Here is a 20,656-nt window from a genome sequence, read left to right as displayed (position 1 = left end):
CGGTAATGTCCCTTCCATGCGCCTTCTCGTTCTCGGCGGCACGTCCTTCGTCGGCCGCGCCATCGTCGAAGACGCCCTGCGCACGGGCGCCGAGGTGACCTTGTTCGGCCGGGGCCGGACCAATCCGGAGCTGTTCCCCGAGGCGCCCCGGTTCATCGGCGACCGCGACACCGGCGACTACACCGCGCTCGGCGAAGGCGGTTGGGACGCGGTCGTGGACGTCAGCGGCTACGTCCCGCGCCACGTCGGACAGGCGATGGACGCGCTCGGCGACCGCGTCGGCCGGTACCTGTTCATCTCCAGCCACGCGGTCTACGAACGCGCGGGCGTGGGCCCCGGCAGCGACGAGAACACCCCGCGCCGCCCGCCCGTACGCGACACCGAAGAACTCGGCGAGGCCACGTACGGGCCGCTCAAAGTGGCCTGCGAGGACGACGTACTGGCCCGCTACGGATCGCGGGCGACGATCGTACGGCCGGGGAAGGTCGCCGGGCCGCACGACTCGATGGAGACGTTCACGTACTGGGTACGCCGTGCCGCGCGCGGCGGCCGGGTGGCGCTGCCGGGCGACCCCGCGCAACCGGTGCAGGTCGTCGACTCCCGCGACCTCGCGCGCCTGGTGGTGCGGTTGCTCGCCGACGACCGCCCCGGTGCGTTCCACGCGGTCGGCCCGGCCGAGCCGACGACGCTCGGCGGACTGATCGAGACCTGTGCGCGAGCGGCGGGCACCCAGGTGGAGATCGTGCCGGTGCCGCCCGACGGCGCGCCCCCGATGTTCCCGCTCGTCCGCCCGGACTGGTCCACCCAGCAACGCAGCGCGGCCCGCGCCCGGGAGGCCGGCCTCCCGGCAACACCCCTGGAGGTCACGGCCGCCGACGTCCTGGCCTGGGACCGCGCCCGCGGCGAGCCCCCGCTGCCCTTCGGCTACACCCCCGAACAAGAACGCGCGGCCCTCTCCGCCCGCACTTTGTAAGATCACGGCGTGGACTTCATGAGCACCCCGCACTGCTGCTTCCACTGACCGGGAGGCTGTGAGGGGTCGTTCCCCGACCTCCTGCGCTGCCCGACGTGCGGCGCTCGTCTCCGCCTCGACGGCGGCGCGCTGCGCTGCCTGGCGGGCCACGCGTGCCCGGGCGGAGCACCGTCTCCCTACTGGCCACTGCCTACCGGCCTCGGTGACCACACGTCGGAATCCGTCACCCCGGCTGCTGCTGCCGGCGCGGGAGCGGCGGTGCCGGGGTCACCCTTTGCTGACCGCCGTGAGGATCTCCGGCAGCCGCGCCGCCACCCGTGGCGCGGCCACCCGCATGCCCAGGACCGCGATGCCGACCCCGTACGCCGCGCCCACCGGCAGCAGCACCCACAACAGGCCTTGTAGCCCCGCGACGTGCAGCCACACCAGCAGCCCGAGCATCGGCGCGACGAACACGGCGCTGGCCAGCATGCCGCCGAACAGGCTGAACCAGGCGATGGCACCCTGCCCGGGGGCGAAGTTCTTGTTGCCCTCCGAGGGGATCGAGTACGGGAACTGCGCCGAGGCCAGCGCGCCGGTCGCCACCATGGCGCCGAGCAGCGCCAGCGACATTCCGTAGACGTCGCTGAACGCGGACCACGGCCCGAGGTAGGCCGCCGCGCCGACCACGACCACCGTCACGAACGGCACACCGATCAGCGCCAGGCCCAGCGCCCGCGCCCGCAGTTCCACGTACGCGTCGCGCGGCGACGAGATCGTCGAGGCCACCATCCAGAACGCCGAGGTGTCCTGCCCGAACTGGTTGTACATCTGCATGCCCAGCAGGGTCGACGCCGAGAACGCCGTGTAGATGCTGCCGCCGCCCTGCACGGCCGAGACGACCGGGACCAGCAGGCCCACGCCCAGCGCCGTAGCCCAGGCCATCTTGGACTTCGGGTCGCGCCACGCGTAGCGCATCATGCGCAGGACGACCGTGCCCGTACGGCCCTCGGGCAGCAGCCGTTGCAGGCCGCCCTCCGAAGAGCGCTGCTTACGCGCGCTGTCCTTCTCGACGGCCTGGAGGGTGGAGGAGTCGGGCGACGTCATCACCGTCGTCAACGTGCGCTGCCACCACCACAGCAGCAGGACGAGCGCCACCGCCGTCAGCGCCAGGCCGAGTGCGGCACGGCCGTACGAACCCTCGCTCGCCGCGCGTACCGCGTCGATGGCCGAGGCGGGCGGCACCCAGCGCACGATGCCGGCCGCGGGCTCCAGGGCGGACAGCCCGGCCCCCGACCCGAACAGCTTCTGCGCGCCGATGTTCACGCCCTGCGCGCCGATCGCGACGAACAGGCCGCTCAGCACGGCGAGGTCGCGGCCCCGGCGGCTGGTCAGCAGCCGTACGTTGGCGGTGGCCACGGCCCGCGCCAGCGCCACGCACACCAGGACGACCAGGACGGCGGCGAGCACGCCGACGACCGTGGCGGCGGCGCCGTGCGCCAGCATGATCACCGAGCCGACGACGAGCGCCAGGGTGAAGACCGGCCCGATGCCCACGAGTGACGCCAGCAGCAGCGAGACGATCAGCGGCCGGGGCCGCAGCGGCAGCATGACCAGCCGGGTCGGGTCGAGGGTCTCGTCGCCGGACGGGTAGAACAGCGGCATCGCCGCCCAGCCCAGCGCCAGGACCCCGGCGACCAGCACGCCCAGCGCGCCCGCGTGGCCGACGTCCCGCAGCGCGATCAGGCCGGCCAGGATGACCGCGGCGAACAGCAGGGACACCGCCAGTGACGTCACGTACACGGCGGTCCGCCCGGAGGACTGGCGCAGGCCGTTGCGGAGCAGGGAGAGCTTGAGGCGCACCAGAATCGGTGTCAGGGACACGCTGGGCACCGCGGCCGGTGCGCCGGCCGGTGTGCGGGCGGGCGCGGTACGGGGGGTGCTCATCGGGCGCCTCCGCCGCCCAGCCAGTCCAGGTTCTGCCCGGCCGCGCGGCCGCCCGCGCCGACCAGTTCGAGGAACGCGTCCTGAAGGGAGGGCGCGTCACCGCGTACCTCCGCGAGCGGCCCGTCCGACCGGATGCGCCCGCCGGCCATCACCGCGACCCAGTCGCACAGCGACTCCACCAGTTCCATCACATGGCTGGAGAAGACGACGGTGGCGCCGGAGGAGGTGAAGCGCTCCAGGACGCCGCGGATGGTCTGCGCCGACACCGGGTCCACGCCTTCGAACGGCTCGTCGAGGAAGAGCACCTCGGGGTTGTGCAGCAGCGCCGCCGCCAGCCCGATCTTCTTGCGCATGCCGGTCGAGTAGTCGACGACGAGCTTGTTCTGGGCGCCGGACAGGTCCAGCACCTCCAGCAGCTGGTCGGCGCGCTTGTCGACCTCCCCGCCGGGCAGCCCCCGCAGCCGCCCGATGTAGGACAGGAGTTCGCGGCCGGAGAGTCGTTCGAACAGGCGCAGGCCCTCGGGCAGTACGCCGATCCGGGACTTCACCGCGACCGGGTCGTGCCACACGTCGTGGCCGCCGATCTCCACCTGCCCGGCGTCCGGCCTCAGCAGGCCGGTCACCATGGAGAGGGTGGTGGTCTTGCCCGCGCCGTTCGGCCCGACCAGGCCGATGAACCGGCCGGCGGGCAGTGTCAGGTCGATCCCCGCGACGGCGATCTGCTCGCCGTACTTCTTCCAGAGGCCCTGGACGCGGACCGCGGGCGGCGCCGTGCCGTCCCGTATGACGGATCCGGCCGCCTGGTCGGTCTGTTCCGGTTCGTTGGCCACCGGTCCTGCCCTTCAACGTCCCCGCAGGGGCCGGTCGTGCCCCCGTCCGTCGTTCCACGATACGGGTGGGCGCACATCGGGGCCGGGGCGGCCATTCGGACGAGCGGGCGCGGCGGGGCGGGGCGCGTGAACGGACGTACGCGCCCGGGGCACACGCCCAGGCTCTTACCGCCCGCGTGCCGCCGCGGCCTCCCGCCCGCAGGCGTACGCCAGCGGGCTGATCAGCTCCTCCGCGTCCGGCAGCCACCGGTTGGCGGCGGTGGGCTGACGCGCCCACTGCACCGCGCCGTGCGCCCCCACCCGCGTCGGCGGCGCGGCGACGTAGTCGCCCTCGCCCCGTGCGACCAGGTCCAGCGTCGCGGGCGGCCAGCCCAGGTGCCGTACCAGGTCGGGCACCTTGACCGAGGCGCCCGGCAGGACGAAGAAGAGCATCCGGCGGTGCGGGGTGCGGGTCACCGGGCCGAGCGGCAGGTCCATGCGCTCCATACGGGCCAGCGCCAGGCAGCCCGCCGTCTCGGGCACGTCGAGCGCCTCGAACGTACGGCCTGTGGGCAGCAGGATGGAGGCGTGCGGCTGCTTGCCCCACAGGCGGCGGGCGGCCGTCGCGCTGCCCGTGGCCTGGGAGGCCCAACCGGCGGCCGTGGGGTGCGCGCCGGGCGCGGCGCAGCCGGCCGCGCCGCACGAGCAGCGCGGTGTCCCGCCGTCGTCCACGAGCCATGCGCCGGGCAATACGTCCCAATGCCGCTCTTCCGCGTAACGCACCGCAGTTTCGATCAACAGCTCGCCACGCTGCTTGGGGACCTGAGAGGCTCCTGTGACTCCGATGGTGTCTTCCACGTGCTGGACAACTTCCCTTGTCACCAAGGGTTACGGCCGACATGTGCACCACCCCGGCGCATCGTTCCCGCACGTGGGGCGCATGGATGCATGCCCGGGGGCGCGTGCGGGGTAGCGCCGGGAGAACGGGTAGCCACCTGCGTGACGGGCGGAGAGGCCGCCCGGTCCCGGTTTGCCGGTTCCCCGCCATCACCGCTCCACCCGATAGAACGGCGCAGCAGGACCACTGGGAGACCGGAGCGGCAGGACGTGCCGGACACCGCGATCCGGCGGAGCGATCCGCCGGCCGGCCGGCCCGCAGGCTCCGGACGGAAGATGTCAAGCCTTCGGCGGACATCACGCACATCCGAGATATCCCGGATATCCGGCATATGCGCGGGGAATCGATCAACGGGTACGGCGTTCGCTGGTGAACGCGCAGCAGTAATCAGGGGGTGCAGCATGGCCGCCAGGCCACTCGTCGCGCGGCAGCCGAACGAACGGCTGCAGGCGCTCATCCAGGAAGCCGCCTGCTCCAACGCCGGACTCGCCCGCCGCGTCAACATGTGCGGCGCCGAACACGGACTCGACCTGCGCTACGACAAGACCTCCGTCGCCCGCTGGCTGCGCGGCCAGCAGCCGCGCGGCCGTGCCCCCGCCATCATCGCGGAGGCGCTGGGGCGCAAACTGGGGCGCACGGTCACCATCGACGAAATCGGCATGGCCGACGGCAAGAACCTCGCCTCGGGCGTGGGCCTGCAGTTCTCGCCCACGGTCCTCGGCGCGATCGAACAGGTCTGTGAGCTGTGGCGCAGCGACGTCGGCCGGCGCGACTTCCTCAGCGGCTCCACCGTGGCCGCCTCCGCGCTGGTCGAACCGAGCCGCGACTGGCTCATCACCAGCGCCGACCCGCAGGTCGCCCGCAACGCCGGGGCCCGCGTGGGGATCTCGGACGTCGAAGCCGTACGGGCCATGACCTCCGCCCTGAGCGAGCTGGACCACCGCTACGGCAGCGGCCACGTCCGGCCGGTCGTCGTCCACTACCTCAACAGCGTCGTCTCCGGGCTGCTGGCCGGCTCGTACCGGGAGTCGGTCGGCCGCGAACTGTTCGCGGCCGTCGCCCGGCTGACCGAACTGGGCGGCTACATGGCCGTCGACACCGGCCAGCCGGGGCTGGCGCAGCGCTACTACATCCAGGCGCTGCGGCTGGCGCAGGCGGCGGGCGACCGCGGTTACGGGGGCTACGTGCTGGCCGCCAGCATGAGCCACCTCGCCGCGTCGCTGGGCAACCCGCGGGAGATCGCGCAGCTCGCGAAGGCCGCGCAGGAAGGCGCGCGCGGGCACGTCACGCCGCGGGCGGAGGCGATGTTCTTCGCGGCGGAGGCGCGCGGGCACGCCCTGATGGGTGACGCGCGCGCCTTCCAGGTCGTGGCGGGCCGGGCCGTGGGCGCGATGGAACGCGCGGGCGCGGCCTCCGGGCCCGGCGACGACCCGGTGTGGATCGCGCACTTCGACGAGGCGTACCTCGCCGACGAACTCGCCCACTGCCACCGCGACCTGGGCCAGCCGGGCCCGGCGCGCCAGCGGGCGCAGGAGGCGGTGGACGGGCATCCCGAAGGGCGGGCGCGGCGCCGCGCCATCGGGCTCGTCCTGCTGGCCAGCGCGCAGGTCCAGCAGCGCGAGATCGAGCAGGCGTGCCACACCGGCACGCAGGCCGTGGAGTTGCTGAGCGGGCTGCGGTCGAACCGCGGCGCGGAGTACCTGGAGGACTTCCAGCTGCGGCTGGAGCCGTACCGGGACGAGCCGGTGGTGCGGGAGTTCGGTGCCCGGCTGGAATTGCGGGCGGCCGCGTAACGGAACTCGCGGCCCGCGGCAGCCGGGGGGAGGGCTCGCCGGCGCCCGGGCCGCCTCGTCCTCCGGCCGGGCGGGCCGCGTGGGCCCGCCCGGCGCTCAAACTGGGCTCGAACGGGCGGTGACCAGGGGACATGGTCGAACGCGACTGCGACCCGGTAGCGTGAGCGCGCTTCCGTAAGTCAGCAGATCGTAGGAGTCCCGGTGACGCAGAGCGGACAGGGCAACGACCCGCACAATCCTGCGGGCGTGCCCGCGCGAGAGGGCGTTGTGCTGCCCGCGCACGGTGATCCGTGGGCCACCGACCAGCAGGCGGCACCGCCCGCGGGCCAGCCCTGGGGGCAGCCGTGGGGGCCGGACCAGCAGCCGGCACCGGGACAGCAGCCTGCTCCCGGACAGCAGCCTGCGCCTGGGCAGCAGCAGCCGTTTCAGCAGCCTGCGCCCGGACAGCAGCCGCCGTTCCAGCAGCAGTCGTACGGCGGGCAGCAGGCCCCCGGCCAGAACGTTCCCGGACAGCCCTACGCCCAGCAGCCGCAGCCCCCGTTCCAGCAGACCCAACCCCAGCCCCAGCCCCAGCCCCCGGCGCACGGCCCCGCCCCCGTCCCGGATGCGGAAGCGACCGCGCTGATACCTCCGTTCACCGCACAGCAGGGTGGCCAGGCACCGCCCGCGGGAGGACGGCAGGCGCCGCACGGGCAGCTCGTCCGCGCCACGCCGCAGGCCGGCGCGCCGATGCCGCCCGCCGCCGGCGACCCGGAATCGACGACGCTGCTGCGCCCGGTGGGCGGACGGCACGGCCAGGCGGCCAGCCGGCCGGGGCCGATGCCGCCGGCGGCCGGCGGCCGGCCCGAGACGGCCGGCGAGTCCACCACCACGCTCCGCGCGATCAAGCCGGCCACGCCGCCGCCCGGTGCCGACGCCGAGGCCACGCAGTTCCTGCCGCCGGTCGGCGGCGGCGCGCCCGCCGGCGCCGGACCGTCCGCGCCGCCGCCCGCCGCCCCCTTCGGCGGACGCCCCGGCGCGCCCGGTGAGCGCGCGACACCGGCCGAGTTCGACGGCCTGTTCCGCTCCGGGCCCGGTGGCGCCGTGCCGCAGGCGAACCCCGGCGGGGTCCCGGACGCCACCGCGCAGCTGCCCCGCTTCGACGAGCCGGAGCAGCAGCGTCCCGGCGGCCCGTACGGCCAACAGCCCTACGGGCAGCAGCAGTACGACCAATACGCCCCGCAGCCGGGCCACGACGCGGACGGTGGCGGCCGCCGCCGGCGCCTCGCGCCCGCCGTGGTCATCGGCGTCGGCGTGGTCGCCCTCGTGGGTGCCGGGCTGGGCGTCGGCTGGGCCATCAGCGGCAGTGACGACGGCGAGACGAAGCAGCAGCAGAGCACCGGCAGCGGTTCCCAGGGCGCGGACAAGGACGACAAGGGCGCCAAGGGCGGCGGGGAGGGCAAGCCGTCGGCCGCCGACCCGGTGGCGGCGCAGGCCAAGGACCTCGACACGCTCCTGAAGGACAGCAACAACAGCCGCTCCGCCGTGATCGACGCGGTCAACAGCATCAAGTCCTGCGACGACCTCGACGCGGCCGCCAAGAACCTGAGGGACGCCGCCGGGCAGCGCAACCAGATGGTGGACCGCCTCGGCAAGCTCTCCGTGGACAAGCTGCCCGGCAGCGGCGAGCTGACCGCGTCGCTCAACGAGGCGTGGAAGTCCTCGGCGGCGGCCGACAACCACTACGCGGACTGGGCGGGCCAGGTGAAGGGCAAGAAGGGCTGCCCGAAGGGCAAGGCGCGCGGCGGCAAGGAGGCCGCCAAGGGCAACGCGGCGAGCGGGCAGGCCACGAAGGCCAAGCAGCAGGCGGCGAAGCTGTGGAACCCGATCGCCCAGAAGTACGGCCTGACGGAACGCCGGCCGGAACAGCTCTGAGCGCGCCGCCGGGGCCGGGCACGCCCGGCGGCTCAGCTGTCCGCGCGCGGCCGTTCCAGCGTCCCGGCGACGTTCACGAAGCCCTCCTTCGCCGCCACCAACTGCCCTTCGCGTACGGCCTGGTACGTCACCAGGCCGTTGACGATGCGCGGGAAGTCCTGCACCGCGAGCATGTCCTCGGAGCGCCAGCGCAGCCCGGGCGTCAGCCCGCCGGTGTCCACCGCCCGGTCGCCCTGGTCCAGCGCCTGCCGCACGGTGTGGGCCGTGATGTCCTCGACGCCCTCGTCGTCGAGCTGTGCGACGACCGCGCGGAGGGCCGTGTAGGCGATCCACGTCGTCTGCACGCCCGGGTCGGCGGTGTCGATGCGGTTGTCGTTGAAGGCGTGGTCGCGGACGACCTTGCGCATCGGGTTCCACCGCGGGTCGCTGGCGACCGGGTACCAGCCGGTCAGGTACGCGCCCTCCAGCGGCCCGTACCGGCCGCCCGTACGGTCCACCAGCGCCTGCCCGACGCTGCCCAGGACCGAGGCGATGCGTACCTTCGAGCCGCCCGGGGCCAGCCGCCGGAAGGAGTCGAAGAACGTGTCGGTGCGTTCCCCGAGGGCGGCCGTCACGCAGCCGCCCGCGCCCTTCGACGCGCCCGCCGAGGCGCCCACGCCGTCCAGGGCGCGCCGGGCCGCTTCGCCGTAGTCGGTGCCGTCCTCGGGGGCGCGGACGTCCGTGGCGGCGTCGCGGCTGCCGTCGGACAGGCCCGCGCCGAGGAGGGCCGGCATCTGGTCGCCCTGGATGGTGTCGGGGCGTACCAGCGAGACCCGCTCGCAGACGCTCGCCAACTGGCGCCCGTTGCCGGCCAGCAGGGCCGCCGGGCCGCCGTTGACCGGGTACGACAGCGGGCTGGCGAACTCCTCGTCGGAGACGCCGTAACCGCCCAGGTAGGGGATGCCGTTGCGCTCCAGGGGCGAGATGAACGAGCGGCCGAACTGGCTGTACGAGCCGACGACCGCGATCGCCTTGGCGTCGACCGCGCGCTGTGCGCAGCGCGCGGCGGCCACCGAATCGTTGTGCTCGTTGCACGTGAGCACCTTGAGAGGGTGGCCGTTGAGGCCGCCCTGGGCGTTGGCCCAGCGTGCGTACGCCTCCGCCATGGCGGGCATACCCGGCATATTGGTCGCTTTGGTGTCCATCGGCGCCCAGGTCATCACCGTGAGCGGCTCCTTCTCCCCGGAGCCCCCGGAGGCTCCGGGGAGGGAGCCGCAGGCCGAGAGCAGGGACGCCAGGGCCGCCGTGCAGGCCGTGACAGTCGTGGCGGCTGCGGAGGCGCGGGGGAAGGGGCGGGGGGAGGGGCGTCGCCGTCCGGTCATGTGCACGGAGCCTTCCGCTTCGTCCGGAACGCGCGAGTGACGTCCGCGCAACGAACGGTGACGGCGGAGTGAACTCCAGGGGGCCGGCGATGATCATCGGCCGAGAACGTACGATCGAATACTGTGCAAGGTTCGGAGAAGTCTTCCCGTCGCGGCCGTCGCTCGACCACCATGGGCGCCATGCCGCTCAACGACATGCCGTGGTGGCGCTGGCGCAGCAATGTGCGCTCCGCGCTGCACATGCTCTCCGACCCCGGCTTCCAGCAGGAGACCTGGCTGGCCGGCCGCCCGGGGTACGGGGACGTCACCGACGCCGTCTACCGGCTCGTCGAGGACACCTGGCTGGACAACTGGTCCGCCGAGAAGTACGTCGGCACGATCTTCCGGGACTCCCAGGAGGCGTCCCTCGTCGACGTCGCCGTGCTGCGGGTGCTGCGGATCATGCACCAGGTCGGCCCGGACGCGCCGGTGACCGCGTACCTGGAGCACCACGGCTGGCCGGAAGCGGTGCGCGCCGCGCGTGACGCACACGTACGGATGGCGACGGCGGACGGCGAGGACCCGGACGTGCCGCCGCACTCGCTGGAGGTCCTGGCGATCATGACGCGGGGCCGGCGGGCGCCGGTCTAGAACCGGGCGTGCCGGGTGCGGGACGGATCACGGCCGGGAATGTGCGACCCTATGAGGTCATGAGCGACTCGCAGCCCAGTACCCCCGACCAGTACGTCCTCACCCTCTCCTGCCCGGACAAGCAGGGCATCGTGCACGCGGTGTCCAGCTACCTGTTCATGACCGGTTGCAACATCGAGGACAGCCAGCAGTTCGGGGACCACGACACCGGGCTCTTCTTCATGCGGGTGCACTTCGGCGCCGACGCGACCGTCAGCCTGGAGAAGCTGCGCGCCAGCTTCGCCGCGATCGGCGACTCCTTCCAGATGGACTGGCAGATCCACCGCGCCGACGAGAAGATGCGCATCGTCCTGATGGTGTCCAAGTTCGGGCACTGCCTCAACGACCTGCTCTTCCGCTCCCGGATCGGCGCGCTGCCGGTCGAGATCGCGGCCGTGGTCTCCAACCACACCGACTTCGCCGAGCTGGTCGGCTCGTACGACATCCCCTTCCACCACATCCCGGTCACCAAGGACACCAAGGCCGCCGCCGAGGCGCAGCTGCTGGAGCTGGTGCGGGAGGAGAACGTCGAGCTGGTCGTGCTGGCTCGCTACATGCAGGTGCTCTCCGACGACCTGTGCAAGGCGCTGTCCGGGCGGATCATCAACATCCACCACTCCTTCCTGCCGAGCTTCAAGGGCGCCAAGCCCTACCACCAGGCGCACGCGCGCGGTGTGAAGCTCATCGGCGCCACCGCGCACTACGTGACGGCGGACCTCGACGAGGGCCCGATCATCGAGCAGGAGGTCCAGCGCGTCGGGCACGGCGTCACGCCCGACCAGCTCGTGGCCGTCGGCCGGGACGTGGAGTGCCGGGCCCTGGCGCGCGCCGTGCAGTGGCACAGCGAGCGCCGCGTCCTGCTCAACGGCACGCGCACCGTCGTCTTCGCGTAACCCGTCGGGGCGCGGTCACCGATGAGGTCTCCGCGCCCTCACAGGCGCGACAGCGACGCCGTGGCGAACAGCACGTCGCGGATCGCCTCCGGCTCGCCGTGCTGCCCGGCGACCGCCTCCTCGGGCGGTACGTGGCCCGCTGCCAGCTGGCAGAACTCGAAGCTGTCCAGAGCGATGTGCGCGACCGTGCGGTCCGGCGTGCCGAGGGCGGCCGGGGAGTCCAGGGCTATGTACCAGTGGCCGCCGCCGCAGCCCTCGATCTCCAGGTGCAGCGTCCGGCCGGGGGCGCCCGCCGCGACCAGGCGCCGCGGCGGCGTCGCCAGCCCGGCTCTGCGCCGTTCGGCGAGCACGCCGGGCAGCAGCCGGGCCGCCAGGTCGACCAGCAGGCCCAGGTGCCCGGGGGCCGGCGGCTCGTACGGGTAGTCCACGGCGTCGGCGATGTCGCCCGCGTGCACCCAGCACTCGAAGGCGCGGTCCAGGAAGGAGTCGCGCAGCGGCAGCCGGAAATCGCCGTACGGAACGGCCAGTTCGGCGACGCCGCGGCCGGCGAAGGACACCGTGCGGATGAGGGTGTGGCTCTGGTCGCGCCACGGGGAGCGAGTGGCGAACGGGGCGCGCTCGTCGGTGACCGCCTGCCAGCAGGCTTCCGTACGGGCGACGGGTCCGGCCGGCGCGGGCGGTGCCGCTGCGCCCAGCGGGTCGCCGAGGCCCAGCGCCGTGGCGACCAGCCCGTCCACGGCCATCAGGTGCCCGAGGACGCCGGCGACGGTCGTCCGCCGCTCGACCGGCCGGTCGCCTTCGAACCAGCGCAGCCGCACCGGCGCCCGCCACTCCGCCTCGCCCATGTCGCTCAGCAGCGCGTCCAGCTTCGCCGCCTCGGCGTCGTACGGGGCCGCCCAGTCCGGTACGGGGATGCGGGCCGGGCGGCGGCCGAGGCAGCCCTCCAGGACGCGCGAGCGCAGCAGCGGGTCGAGGTCGAGCGGGGCGGTAGGCCGCAGCAGGCCGACGGCCTCGCGCAGGCGCAGCGCCTCGTCGGCGCAGGCCGCGCAGTCGGTGAGGTGCTCTTCGACGGCGGCCGTCTCCTCGGCGGAGCAGGCTGCCAGGGCCCAGGCGCCGAGCAGCGACTTCAGCACGCGGTGCGGGGGAGGGGCGGACGCCGGTGCGGGCTCGCCGGTGCCGTCGGCGGGCGTGTCCGTACCGTTCGCGGGCGTGTCCGTGCCGTCGGCGGGCGGCTGTGGCGCCGGAGGCGGCGCGTCGGGCAGCGACCCGTCGTCCTCGGCGGCGGACCTCGGCGACGGTATGCGCGGACGGCCGCCCGGGTGGGCCGCGCCGCCGGTGTCCGGGCCCGGCGGGGTGCCCGGACCGTGCGGATCTTCCGGGTCGTGGCGGTCCCACTCCTCCGGGCCGTTCACAGCGTCCGTCCGTAGCCGGTCCCGTGCGGCGGGGACGCCTGCGGCCTGGCGGGCGGCAGGGCCTGGTGGTTGTGCGCGGTGGACAGCAGCTGGAGGCCCAGGCGCAGCCTGCGCCGGGCCTCGTCCTCGGTGACACCCAGGTCGGCGGCGGTCTGGCGGTAGTCGCGGCGCTGGAAGTAGGCCAGTTCCAGCGCGGCGCGGAGCGGGGCGGGCATGGACGTGACGATGTAGTCGGCGCGGGCGGCGGTGGACGCCTCGCGGATCTGGCGCTCCACCTCGGCGGGCTCGGGGGCGTCCGCGCCGCGGTCCCTGGCCGAGGCGGTCTCGGACTGGCGCAGCCGGTACACGGACTGGCGGTGGGCGAGCTGGGCCACCCAGGAGCGCAGGGAGCCCTGCTTGGGGTCGTAGGAGTCGGGGTTCTCCCATATGTAGCCGAAGACTTCGCGGGTGATGCGGTCGGCGGCCGTCTCGTCGTCGAGGACCCGGCGGGCGAGGCTGTGCACAAGCGAAGCGAAGCGGTCGTACAGCTCGCCGAGCGCGGCCGCCTCGCCGCGCGCCAGCCGTTGCTGCATCCGCCTGTCCCAGCGCGGTGGTGCGTCATGTCCCATCTGGCCCCCATCCCTCGACGCCGCCGTGCCGCCGGCGCGGCCCCGCTCTCCACCGTGCCATCGAATGTAGTCGGCCGGTCCGACAATGACGTCTCTTTGCGGCAAATCCGCTCTCGTGGGGCTGACGGATGGTATGGAGACGGTCACTTTGTGGTGGTAATGCCCGCGGAGCAACGATCGAAGCGGAGCGTTCGCTTCTGTATCTGCCGATGTGTTACCCGTGTGTGACCGGTTCCAGGGGAAAGTTCACCGCTGAGTGGGCATAGCCTTGGAAGGGAACGGCCCGTTGCGCAAAGAATTCTGAAGAGTTTCAGGGGAGAACGGCCGGGCAGTCGAGGCGGGAAGGGCGCATTCCGGTTGGTTCCGGGGGTGTCCGGTCCGCAAGCGAGCGAAAGGCTTCGAGCGCGTGTCGTTGAAGGTGGCAGAGGGTGAGCAGGGCCGCTGGGCCGTACTACAGGTCTCCGGCGAGATGGACCTGGTCACGTCGCCCGCGGTGCGCCAGCATGTGCACGACGCGGTCGCCGAAGGGCGCCGCAGCCTCGTGCTCGACCTCTCCGAGGTGCGGTTCTGCGACTCCAGCGGCGTCGGCGTGCTGATCGCCGCGCGGCGCCTGATGCGCTCCTGCCAGGGCCGGCTGCGGCTGATCCTGCCCGCGCAGGGCGCGGTGGACGGCTCGCACGTCAACCGGGTGCTCGCGGCGCTCGGCGTGCGCCGCCTCTTCGAGGTCTACCCGGACCTCAGTACGGCCGTCGACGAAGCGGCCGCGCCCCTTTCCGCGTGAACCGCGCACCCCTCCCCGCCGGAAAAGGGCGGCCGCCCGGAACTACGGCTCACTCTGGGTGATTGGCCTATCGCGTACGGGTTCGTCGCCCGCGTCGCGCGGGAATTCGGCCCGTACGAGAAATCCGCCGTCCGCCGTGTGCCCGGCCTCCAGCAGGCCGCCGAGGCTCTGCGCACGCTCCCGCAGGCCGACCAGGCCGTGGCCGCCGCCCGGCAGCGCCGGGGCCGGTGCCGAGGCGTCCGGCGGCCCGTTGCGCACCTCCACCCGCAGCCCGAGCGGCTCCGCCGCCCCGTCCGCTGCCGCGCCGCGCGGCGCGCCCACCGCGGCGACCCGCACCCGGACCCGCGCGCCCGGCGCGTGCTTGCGTACGTTCGTCAGCGCCTCCTGCACGGTCCTGAACGCCGCCCGCTCCACCGCCTTCGCCCCGCACGTACCGGCCGGCACCTCGTCCTCGTAGGTGACGTCCAGCGCGCTCGTCTCGATCAGCCGCGGCAGCTCGGCCAGATCGGGCTGCGGCACCAGGTCCCCGGCGTCCGCCGTGCCGCCGCCGGCCGCCCGCAGGATGCCGACCATGTGCCGCAGCTCCTCCAGGGTCCGCACGGACAGTTCGCGGATCGTGCGGGCCGACTCCCGCGCCGCCTCCTCCTCCGCGCTGACCTGCACCGCCCCGGCCTGCAGGCTGATCAGGCTGACCTGGTGGGCGACCACGTCGTGCATCTCGCGGGCCAGCCGCGCCCGCTCGGTCGCCAGCACCCGGTCCGCGATCAGCCGGTCCTCGCGGCGCAGGCTGCGGGTCAGGTCGTCGACCCGGGCGGCGAGTTCGCGGCGGGTACGCACCAGCAGGCCGAGCGCGATGGGCGCGGCCGAGGTCACCATCGCGTCGATCAGCACCTGGACGTTGTCGCGGTACGCGCCCGGGTCCAGGTCGGAGAGCGGGTACGGGAAGAAGTGCGCGGCGATCAGGAGGCCGGCGCAGACGCCGAGCCGGGCGCGCCCGCGCCGGAGCGCGGCGAGGGTGTAGAGGGCGATCATCGGCGCGAACCAGATGTAGCCGATGTACAGGCCGGGGAGGGTGACCAGGAAGACGGCGAGCGGCAGCCGGCGCCGCAGCAGCAGCGCGCCGGCGGCGACCAGGGAGACGGCCGATTCCAGTCCGAGGTCGAGGCCGTTGACGAGGAAGGCGTCCACCATGGACAGGAGCACCGGCACGACGAGGGCCGCGGCCGTCCGTATGCCGCCGCGCGTCCGTATGCCGCCGCGCGCGCTCACCGGGGCCCGCCCGAGACGAGGCCCGCACGGTCCGCGAGGATCGCCGCCTGGACGCGGTTGAGCCCGCCCAGCTTCCCCAGCAGCGCCCGCACATGGTCCTTGACCGTGCTCGGCGCCAGGCCCATCCGCTCCGCGATACCGGCATTGCCCAGGCCCTCGCCCAGCAGGGCCAGCACCTCGGCCTCCCGGGGCGTCAGCGCCTGTACGGCACGCGCCGCCGCGGCCTGGTCCTCGGCGGTCAGGAAGCCGCCGATCACGGCCCGCGTGACGCCCGGGTCCAGCACGCTGCCGCCCGCGGCCAGCGTGCGTACCGCGCCCACCAGTTGCCCGGGGTCCGAGTCCTTGAGCAGGAACCCGGCCGCGCCCTCGCGCAGCGCCGCCGTCAGGTACTCCTGTGCGTCGAACGTCGTCAGCATGGCGACGGCGGGTGGCGCGGCGGCGGTGCGCAGCCCGCGCAGCACGGTCAGCCCGTCCACGTCGGGCATCCGTATGTCGAGCAGGACGACGTCCGCCGCGCTGCCCAGCACCGTGTCCACGGCCCCGGCGCCGCCGCACTCCGCGACCAGCTCGATGTCCGGGGCGGTGCCCAGGATCATCCGCAGGCCGGATCTGACCAGCCGCTCGTCGTCCACCACCGCGACACGGATCACCGGCCGCCCCTCTCTGCATCGCGCCGTCCCGGTCCTGCCCGCCGCGCGCCGCGGCCGACCCCCGCCGGTCGGCGGGGGTCGGAGCACGACCTGCGGAGGATGCCGAGCAGCGGCGTCCGCGGGCAGAGTGCCTCTCATGCTGCACCACCAACCAGGCCACAAGCCGACCACGCGGTGCAGCTCACAGTGAGAGCCGGTGTCTGGCACAGGTTCTGACGGCCGCCGCGACCCCCACACGCGGCGGCCGTCGCCGGTAGGCCCGCCGGCCCGCTTCGGGGCTCGCTCCCGGGCCCGCTCCGGGCCTCCGTCCGATCCCCCCCCGGACAACTTCTGCCTCACCCGTTGTCTCCCGTCACTGCCGCCTCTAGGTTGTCCGCGATCCGCCGCACGTCCGCCCGTTGGGCGTCGCGCGGGCCACCCCCTCGGAGCACGGCCCCCTCCCGGGGCACGGCTCGGCATCGCTTCGGAAGGCAGCCTCGTGCACAGACCCCGGCGTACCCCCACACCGCCCGGCACTTCCATACGGGCCCGAATACGGCAGCGGTCCGCCGCCCGCGGCCGTACGGCGATCCGCGTGGCCGCCGCCGCGTCCGGCCTCGCGCTCGTCGGCGGCATGGCCGTCACCGCCCCCGCGGCCTCGGCTTCCCCCTCCGCCACACCGCCGCCCTCGCCCTCCCGCACCCAGCAGGTCGAGTACTTCACCGGGCCGCAAGGCCACCCCCGCCACACCACCGTCCCGGCCGCCACGCCCAAGAGCCTGGTGAGCGCCCACCGCGCGCGGTCCGCCGCCGAACTGGCCGCCGACGGCGAGGTGACCTCGCTCGTCCGCAAGGGCCCCACCGCGAAGAAGGTCGACGTCGTCTTCATCGGCGACGGCTACACGCTCGCCCAGCAGAAGGGCTTCCACGCCGACGCGAAGGCGAAGTGGGCGCAGATCTCCGCCGTCCAGCCGTACGCCGCGAACCGCGCCCTGTTCAACGTCTGGACCGTGGACGCCGTCTCCAACCAGTCCGGCGTCTCCGGCGACCCGGCCAAGAACGTGGTCCGGGACACCGCGCTGGACTCCCGCTTCTGGTGCGACGACATCGAGCGCCTGCTCTGCGTGGACACCGGCAAGGTCGAGTCGTACGCCTCAAAGGCCCCGGACGCCGACCTGGTGATCGTCCTGAGCAATTCCGCCAAGTACGGCGGCGCGGGCTACAACGACATCACCTCGCCCGTCGGATACGACGGCATCGCGACCGCCTCCTCCGACCACCGCGACTCCGCGCAGGTGGCGGTGCACGAGACGGGGCACTCCCTCGGGAAGCTGGCCGACGAGTACGTGTACGACACCAACGGCGCGTACAGCGGTCCCGAGCCGGCCGCGCCCAACATCACCAAGATGAGCGCCGCGCAGCTGAAGGCCAAGAAGGCGAAGTGGTACCGCGACCTCGGCAAGGAGTCGCCGGACGGCGGCAAGGTCGGCGCGTACGAGGGCGGCGGCTACTTTCCGCGCGGCCTCAACCGGCCCACCAAGGACTCGATCATGCGCACCCTGGGCCGGGAGTTCAACCTGCCCGGCCGTCAGGCCATGATCGAGGGTTTCCACCGCCATACGGGCCGCTCCGCTGAGCCCCGGGAGCCCCGTACGCACTGAACGAACGGCCGGTCGCCAGGACCACCACCGAGGTCGTGGCGGCCAGTTCGTACGCCGTCGTGACCAGCGAGACCACGCTCTCGCCGGTCACGAACGGGCCCCCGAAGAAGCCGGTGACGGTCAGCAGCACCACCGTGCGCACGGTCAGGTACAGCTCCACGGCGGCGAACACCAGGAGCGCGCCGCGCACGTCCCGGCGGCCGCGGACGGCGAGGACGCCCAGCACCGCCAGGATGATCACCGCCGACAGCGTGGTGAACTCGGTGGAGTTGGAGAGCTGGACGGACGCGTTGCGGGAGGCGTCCACCGCGCGGTGCAGGTAGGGGCCCACGTCGAGGCGGTCCTGGGCCATGCCCCAGACCGTCCAGGCGAGCCGCACCGCGCCCAGGACCAGGAAGAGCACTCCGCAGATACGGGAGAGCCTGCGCCGCCACCAGGAGTCGGCCCCCGGGGCGTCCGCCCGTTCGGCGGCGGGCAGCAGCGACACCACCACGACCAGGGCCGCCACCAGCCCCAGGCCGCGCGTCGCCAGCACCAGGCCGCCGAGGTGCTCCACGGCGTACAGCTGCCGGTAGCCGGCGTGGCACAGGCCGGCGATCTCGCGCGCCGACTGGGCCAGGATCACCCAGCCGAGCAGCAGCGCACCCGTACGCGCCACGCGCCGCCGGGCGAGCGCGCAGCCCGCGACCGCCAGCAGCGCGACGACCAGGGCCCATTCGCCGGGCCCGAGCGTCCACATGAAGAAGGAGGCACGCGGGTTGAAGAGCCCTTCGAAGAAGTCCCAGACGCTGCCGTCGCCCTGGACGATGCCGTACACCGTCCAGGCGGTGAGCGCCGCGCCGTAGAGGCCGAGGGCCGCGCCCGCCGTGCGGTAGGCCCGGTCGTGCTCGGCCGCCGCCCGCCCGGGGCCGGGGCCGGGCCGGACGTCCACCACACCGCCGTCCTGCATCACCATGTCCGACCCCCGATCCGCCGCGCCGTGCCGTGCTCGCCCTCGCCGGCCCGCGTACGGCCGACTGCCCTGTGTCGTGTGCCCGGTTCCTCCTGCCGCCTCACTGTTTCAAGGACGGCGGCGGAGGCGGCGGAGGTTCCCTTCCGTGTGTCGTGGGGCACTGCCGTACACCGGGTGACCGGCGCCCCGCCCGCCACCGGGCACTACACCCTCTGCCCCGGGTCGCGCCGGACAATCTCGTGGCACGCCGGCACCTGTCTCCCGCACGCCGCCCGTCCCCCGTCTGCCGAGGTCGGTTCGGCGGCCGGTGGGGCAAGATGACCCCATGGGGAGCTTCGGGGGCGAGGGCCGGCTGCTGGCCGGCCGCTATCGCCTGGGCGAGCGGCTCGGACACGGCGGTATGGGGACCGTCTGGCGCGCCACCGACGAATTGCTGGGGCGTCAGGTCGCGGTGAAGAAACTGCACTTGGACGACGGCCGGGACGGGCCCGCGCCGACCGTCGGGCCCGAGGCGGCGGACCGGCGCGAGCGGACGATGCGCGAGGCCAGGGCCGTCGCCCGGATCAGGCACCCGAACGTGATCGTCCTCCACGACGTCGTCGAACAGGACGAACGTCCCTGGATCGTCATGGAACTGGTCGACGGCGGCTCCCTCGCCGACCGGCTGGCCGGCGGCGGACCGCTCGCGCCCCGGGAGGCGGCCCGGATCGCGATCGCGCTGCTCGGCGCGTTGCGGGCGGCCCACGCGCGCGGTGTGCTGCACCGCGACATCAAGCCCGCCAACGTCCTGCTGGAGGCGGGCACCGGCCGTGTCGTGCTCACCGACTTCGGCGTCGCCCAGGTACCCGGCGGCCCGACGCTGACCGAGGCCGGCGGCTTCGTCGGCTCGCCCGAATACACCGCGCCCGAGCGGATGTCCGGCCGCGACGCGGGCCCGGCGGCGGACCTGTGGTCGGTCGGCGCGCTGCTGTGCGCGGCGCTCAGCGGCGAGTCGCCGTTCCGGCGCGACTCGTTGGGCGGCGTCATGAACGCGGTCGTGGACGAGGAGATCGAGCTGCCGGAGCCGGCCCGCCCCCTTCTGGCGGTCGTCCGCGGCCTGCTGGAGCGGGACCCGGACCGGCGGCTGGACATCTCCGGGACCGAGCGGCTGCTGCGCGGTTACCTCCAGTCGGGCCGCGCCCCCGGGACGCCGCACGGTACGCCGCCAGGAGCGTCCACGGGCCCCGAGCGGCTGCCGCACGAACCCGCCGCCCCCGGCCGCCCGTACGGTGTCCCGATACCGGACGCCCTGGCGGACCGCGCGCTGGCCGCCGCGGCCCGCCCGCACACCGGCCGCGCGCGCACCGCGTTCCTCACGGGCCTGGCCGTGTGTGTGCTGGCCGGTGCGGGCCTGGGGATCGCGGCGCTGGTCCTCGACGACGGTGGTGCGGACGGCAAGGGCGGCGGCCCCGGCGCCACGCGGACGCAGGAGCACCCGGGCGGGTCCGGCAGCGCGGGCAAGAGCGCCACTGCCCCGCCCGGGTACCTCCTGGTGCGCGACCCCATGGGCTTCGCCCTCGCCGTACCGAACGGCTTCTCGCGCTCGTATGAGAATCCGCGCGTCTACTACTACTCCGCGGGCAAGCGCTACCGGCTCGGCGTCCACGTACAGAAGCAGGTCCCGGCCGGGCCGCTGGGCACGCTGCGCGAGGCCGACGCGAAGGGCCCGGACGACTACCCCGGCTACCGCGACGGCACGGTCACGAAGGCGACGCACCACGGCCTGCCTGCCGCGCTGTGGGAGTTCACCTGGGACGGCGGTCCCGGGGACGGCGGCGCGCGGCACACCTACGAACTCAGCTGGGAGGAGGGCGGGAAGATGTACGACGTGTGGGTCTCGGCACCGCTCGGCGAACGCGCTCAGGCGAAACGGCACTTCACCGTGGCCCTGCGCACTTTCCAGCTGGCGGTACCCGGCCAGGTCGGCTGACCCCGGCCCGCGCCCCGGCCCCGGGAACGGCGGCCGCCGGAGTGCGGGGCAGCCGCAAGGTCCCAGAACAGCGGCCTTGTGGCCAGTGAATACTGGCGCGATTGTGCGCACGGCGTGAAAACTCGTTACCGGTGGGTACC

At 74.0% G+C, this 20,656-nt stretch carries 17 protein-coding genes; 8 read left to right on the top strand and 9 right to left on the bottom strand.

The genetic code is table 11. The features are described 5' to 3' along the window. Positions 1 to 16 precede the first annotated feature (16 nt). Complete coding sequence (locus tag ACH4K4_RS33400) at positions 17 to 973, top strand: NAD-dependent epimerase/dehydratase family protein (RefSeq protein ID WP_398172656.1); 957 nt, start codon at positions 17 to 19, stop codon at positions 971 to 973. 267 nt (positions 974 to 1,240) lie between these two features. Here ACH4K4_RS33400 and ACH4K4_RS33395 read toward each other — a convergent pair whose 3' ends face one another. From ACH4K4_RS33395 to ACH4K4_RS33385, 3 genes are all read right to left on the bottom strand, one after another. After that, on the bottom strand, positions 1,241 to 2,899 hold the full coding sequence (locus ACH4K4_RS33395) for a transporter (protein ID WP_398172654.1): 1,659 nt from the start codon (positions 2,897 to 2,899) through the stop codon (positions 1,241 to 1,243). Continuing rightward, a complete protein-coding gene (locus tag ACH4K4_RS33390; protein WP_398172652.1) occupies positions 2,896 to 3,729 on the bottom strand; it encodes an ABC transporter ATP-binding protein in 834 nt (277 codons plus the stop codon). Before ACH4K4_RS33390 ends, ACH4K4_RS33395 begins: the two co-directional genes overlap by 4 nt. 165 nt (positions 3,730 to 3,894) lie before the next feature. Continuing rightward, positions 3,895 to 4,566 (bottom strand): bifunctional DNA primase/polymerase, encoded by a 672-nt coding sequence (locus ACH4K4_RS33385; RefSeq protein WP_398172650.1) that lies wholly within the window; start codon positions 4,564 to 4,566, stop codon positions 3,895 to 3,897. 441 nt (positions 4,567 to 5,007) lie between these two features. Between ACH4K4_RS33385 and ACH4K4_RS33380 the strand changes: the two genes are divergently transcribed. Together ACH4K4_RS33380 and ACH4K4_RS33375 are read left to right on the top strand one after the other, a co-directional pair. Continuing rightward, complete coding sequence (locus ACH4K4_RS33380) at positions 5,008 to 6,399, top strand: transcriptional regulator (protein ID WP_398172648.1); 1,392 nt, start codon at positions 5,008 to 5,010, stop codon at positions 6,397 to 6,399. A 201-nt stretch (positions 6,400 to 6,600) separates the two neighbouring features. Further along, positions 6,601 to 8,313, top strand: coding sequence for a hypothetical protein (locus ACH4K4_RS33375; protein WP_398172646.1), 1,713 nt, complete (start codon positions 6,601 to 6,603; stop codon positions 8,311 to 8,313). Between the two features lie 32 nt (positions 8,314 to 8,345). On the opposite strand, the gene ACH4K4_RS33370 is transcribed toward ACH4K4_RS33375, so the two are convergent. Beyond that, a complete protein-coding gene (locus tag ACH4K4_RS33370) occupies positions 8,346 to 9,674 on the bottom strand; it encodes an ABC transporter substrate-binding protein (RefSeq protein WP_398172644.1) in 1,329 nt (442 codons plus the stop codon). Positions 9,675 to 9,854: 180 nt separating this feature from the next. On the opposite strand from ACH4K4_RS33370, the gene ACH4K4_RS33365 reads away from it, so the two are divergent. Both ACH4K4_RS33365 and purU read left to right on the top strand, forming a co-directional pair. Further along, positions 9,855 to 10,304 carry a hypothetical protein gene (locus ACH4K4_RS33365; protein WP_398172642.1) on the top strand — a complete coding sequence of 150 codons (450 nt, stop codon included), beginning with the start codon at positions 9,855 to 9,857 and terminating at the stop codon, positions 10,302 to 10,304. 59 nt (positions 10,305 to 10,363) lie between these two features. Further along, a complete protein-coding gene (gene purU / locus ACH4K4_RS33360; RefSeq protein WP_360125900.1) occupies positions 10,364 to 11,236 on the top strand; it encodes a formyltetrahydrofolate deformylase in 873 nt (290 codons plus the stop codon). 38 nt (positions 11,237 to 11,274) lie between these two features. Here the strand turns inward: purU and ACH4K4_RS33355 are convergent, their stop codons facing one another. Both ACH4K4_RS33355 and ACH4K4_RS33350 read right to left on the bottom strand, forming a co-directional pair. Further along, complete coding sequence (locus ACH4K4_RS33355; RefSeq protein WP_398172640.1) at positions 11,275 to 12,648, bottom strand: zf-HC2 domain-containing protein; 1,374 nt, start codon at positions 12,646 to 12,648, stop codon at positions 11,275 to 11,277. Continuing rightward, on the bottom strand, positions 12,645 to 13,256 hold the full coding sequence (locus tag ACH4K4_RS33350) for a sigma-70 family RNA polymerase sigma factor (RefSeq protein ID WP_398172638.1): 612 nt from the start codon (positions 13,254 to 13,256) through the stop codon (positions 12,645 to 12,647). Before ACH4K4_RS33350 ends, ACH4K4_RS33355 begins: the two co-directional genes overlap by 4 nt. Before the next feature lie 406 nt (positions 13,257 to 13,662). Here ACH4K4_RS33350 and ACH4K4_RS33345 point away from each other — a divergent pair, with 406 nt between their 5' ends. Continuing rightward, positions 13,663 to 14,037, top strand: a complete 375-nt coding sequence (locus tag ACH4K4_RS33345; RefSeq protein ID WP_030184807.1) for an STAS domain-containing protein — start codon at positions 13,663 to 13,665, stop codon at positions 14,035 to 14,037. Between the two features lie 42 nt (positions 14,038 to 14,079). On the opposite strand, the gene ACH4K4_RS33340 is transcribed toward ACH4K4_RS33345, so the two are convergent. Both ACH4K4_RS33340 and ACH4K4_RS33335 read right to left on the bottom strand, forming a co-directional pair. Further along, positions 14,080 to 15,228: a sensor histidine kinase gene (locus ACH4K4_RS33340; RefSeq protein ID WP_398172739.1), complete on the bottom strand. Its 1,149-nt coding sequence runs from the start codon at positions 15,226 to 15,228 to the stop codon at positions 14,080 to 14,082. A gap of 74 nt (positions 15,229 to 15,302) precedes the next feature. Beyond that, positions 15,303 to 15,956, bottom strand: coding sequence for a response regulator (locus ACH4K4_RS33335; RefSeq protein WP_398172636.1), 654 nt, complete (start codon positions 15,954 to 15,956; stop codon positions 15,303 to 15,305). A gap of 478 nt (positions 15,957 to 16,434) precedes the next feature. Here ACH4K4_RS33335 and ACH4K4_RS33330 point away from each other — a divergent pair, with 478 nt between their 5' ends. Beyond that, entirely contained in the window at positions 16,435 to 17,595 is a 1,161-nt protein-coding gene (locus tag ACH4K4_RS33330; protein ID WP_398172634.1) for a M64 family metallopeptidase, read from the top strand. Here ACH4K4_RS33330 and ACH4K4_RS33325 read toward each other — a convergent pair. Then, a complete protein-coding gene (locus tag ACH4K4_RS33325; RefSeq protein ID WP_398172632.1) occupies positions 17,507 to 18,550 on the bottom strand; it encodes a hypothetical protein in 1,044 nt (347 codons plus the stop codon). The two genes, ACH4K4_RS33330 and ACH4K4_RS33325, sit on opposite strands and share 89 nt — an antisense overlap. 322 nt (positions 18,551 to 18,872) lie before the next feature. Here ACH4K4_RS33325 and ACH4K4_RS33320 point away from each other — a divergent pair, with 322 nt between their 5' ends. Further along, entirely contained in the window at positions 18,873 to 20,516 is a 1,644-nt protein-coding gene (locus ACH4K4_RS33320) for a serine/threonine-protein kinase (RefSeq protein WP_398172630.1), read from the top strand. The last annotated feature ends 140 nt before the right edge of the window (positions 20,517 to 20,656 follow it).

It is taken from the genome of Streptomyces sp. NPDC017529 (genome assembly GCF_044329785.1).
GTDB lineage: Bacteria > Actinomycetota > Actinomycetes > Streptomycetales > Streptomycetaceae > Streptomyces.
This window is presented reverse-complemented; position numbering and strand designations above follow the sequence as displayed.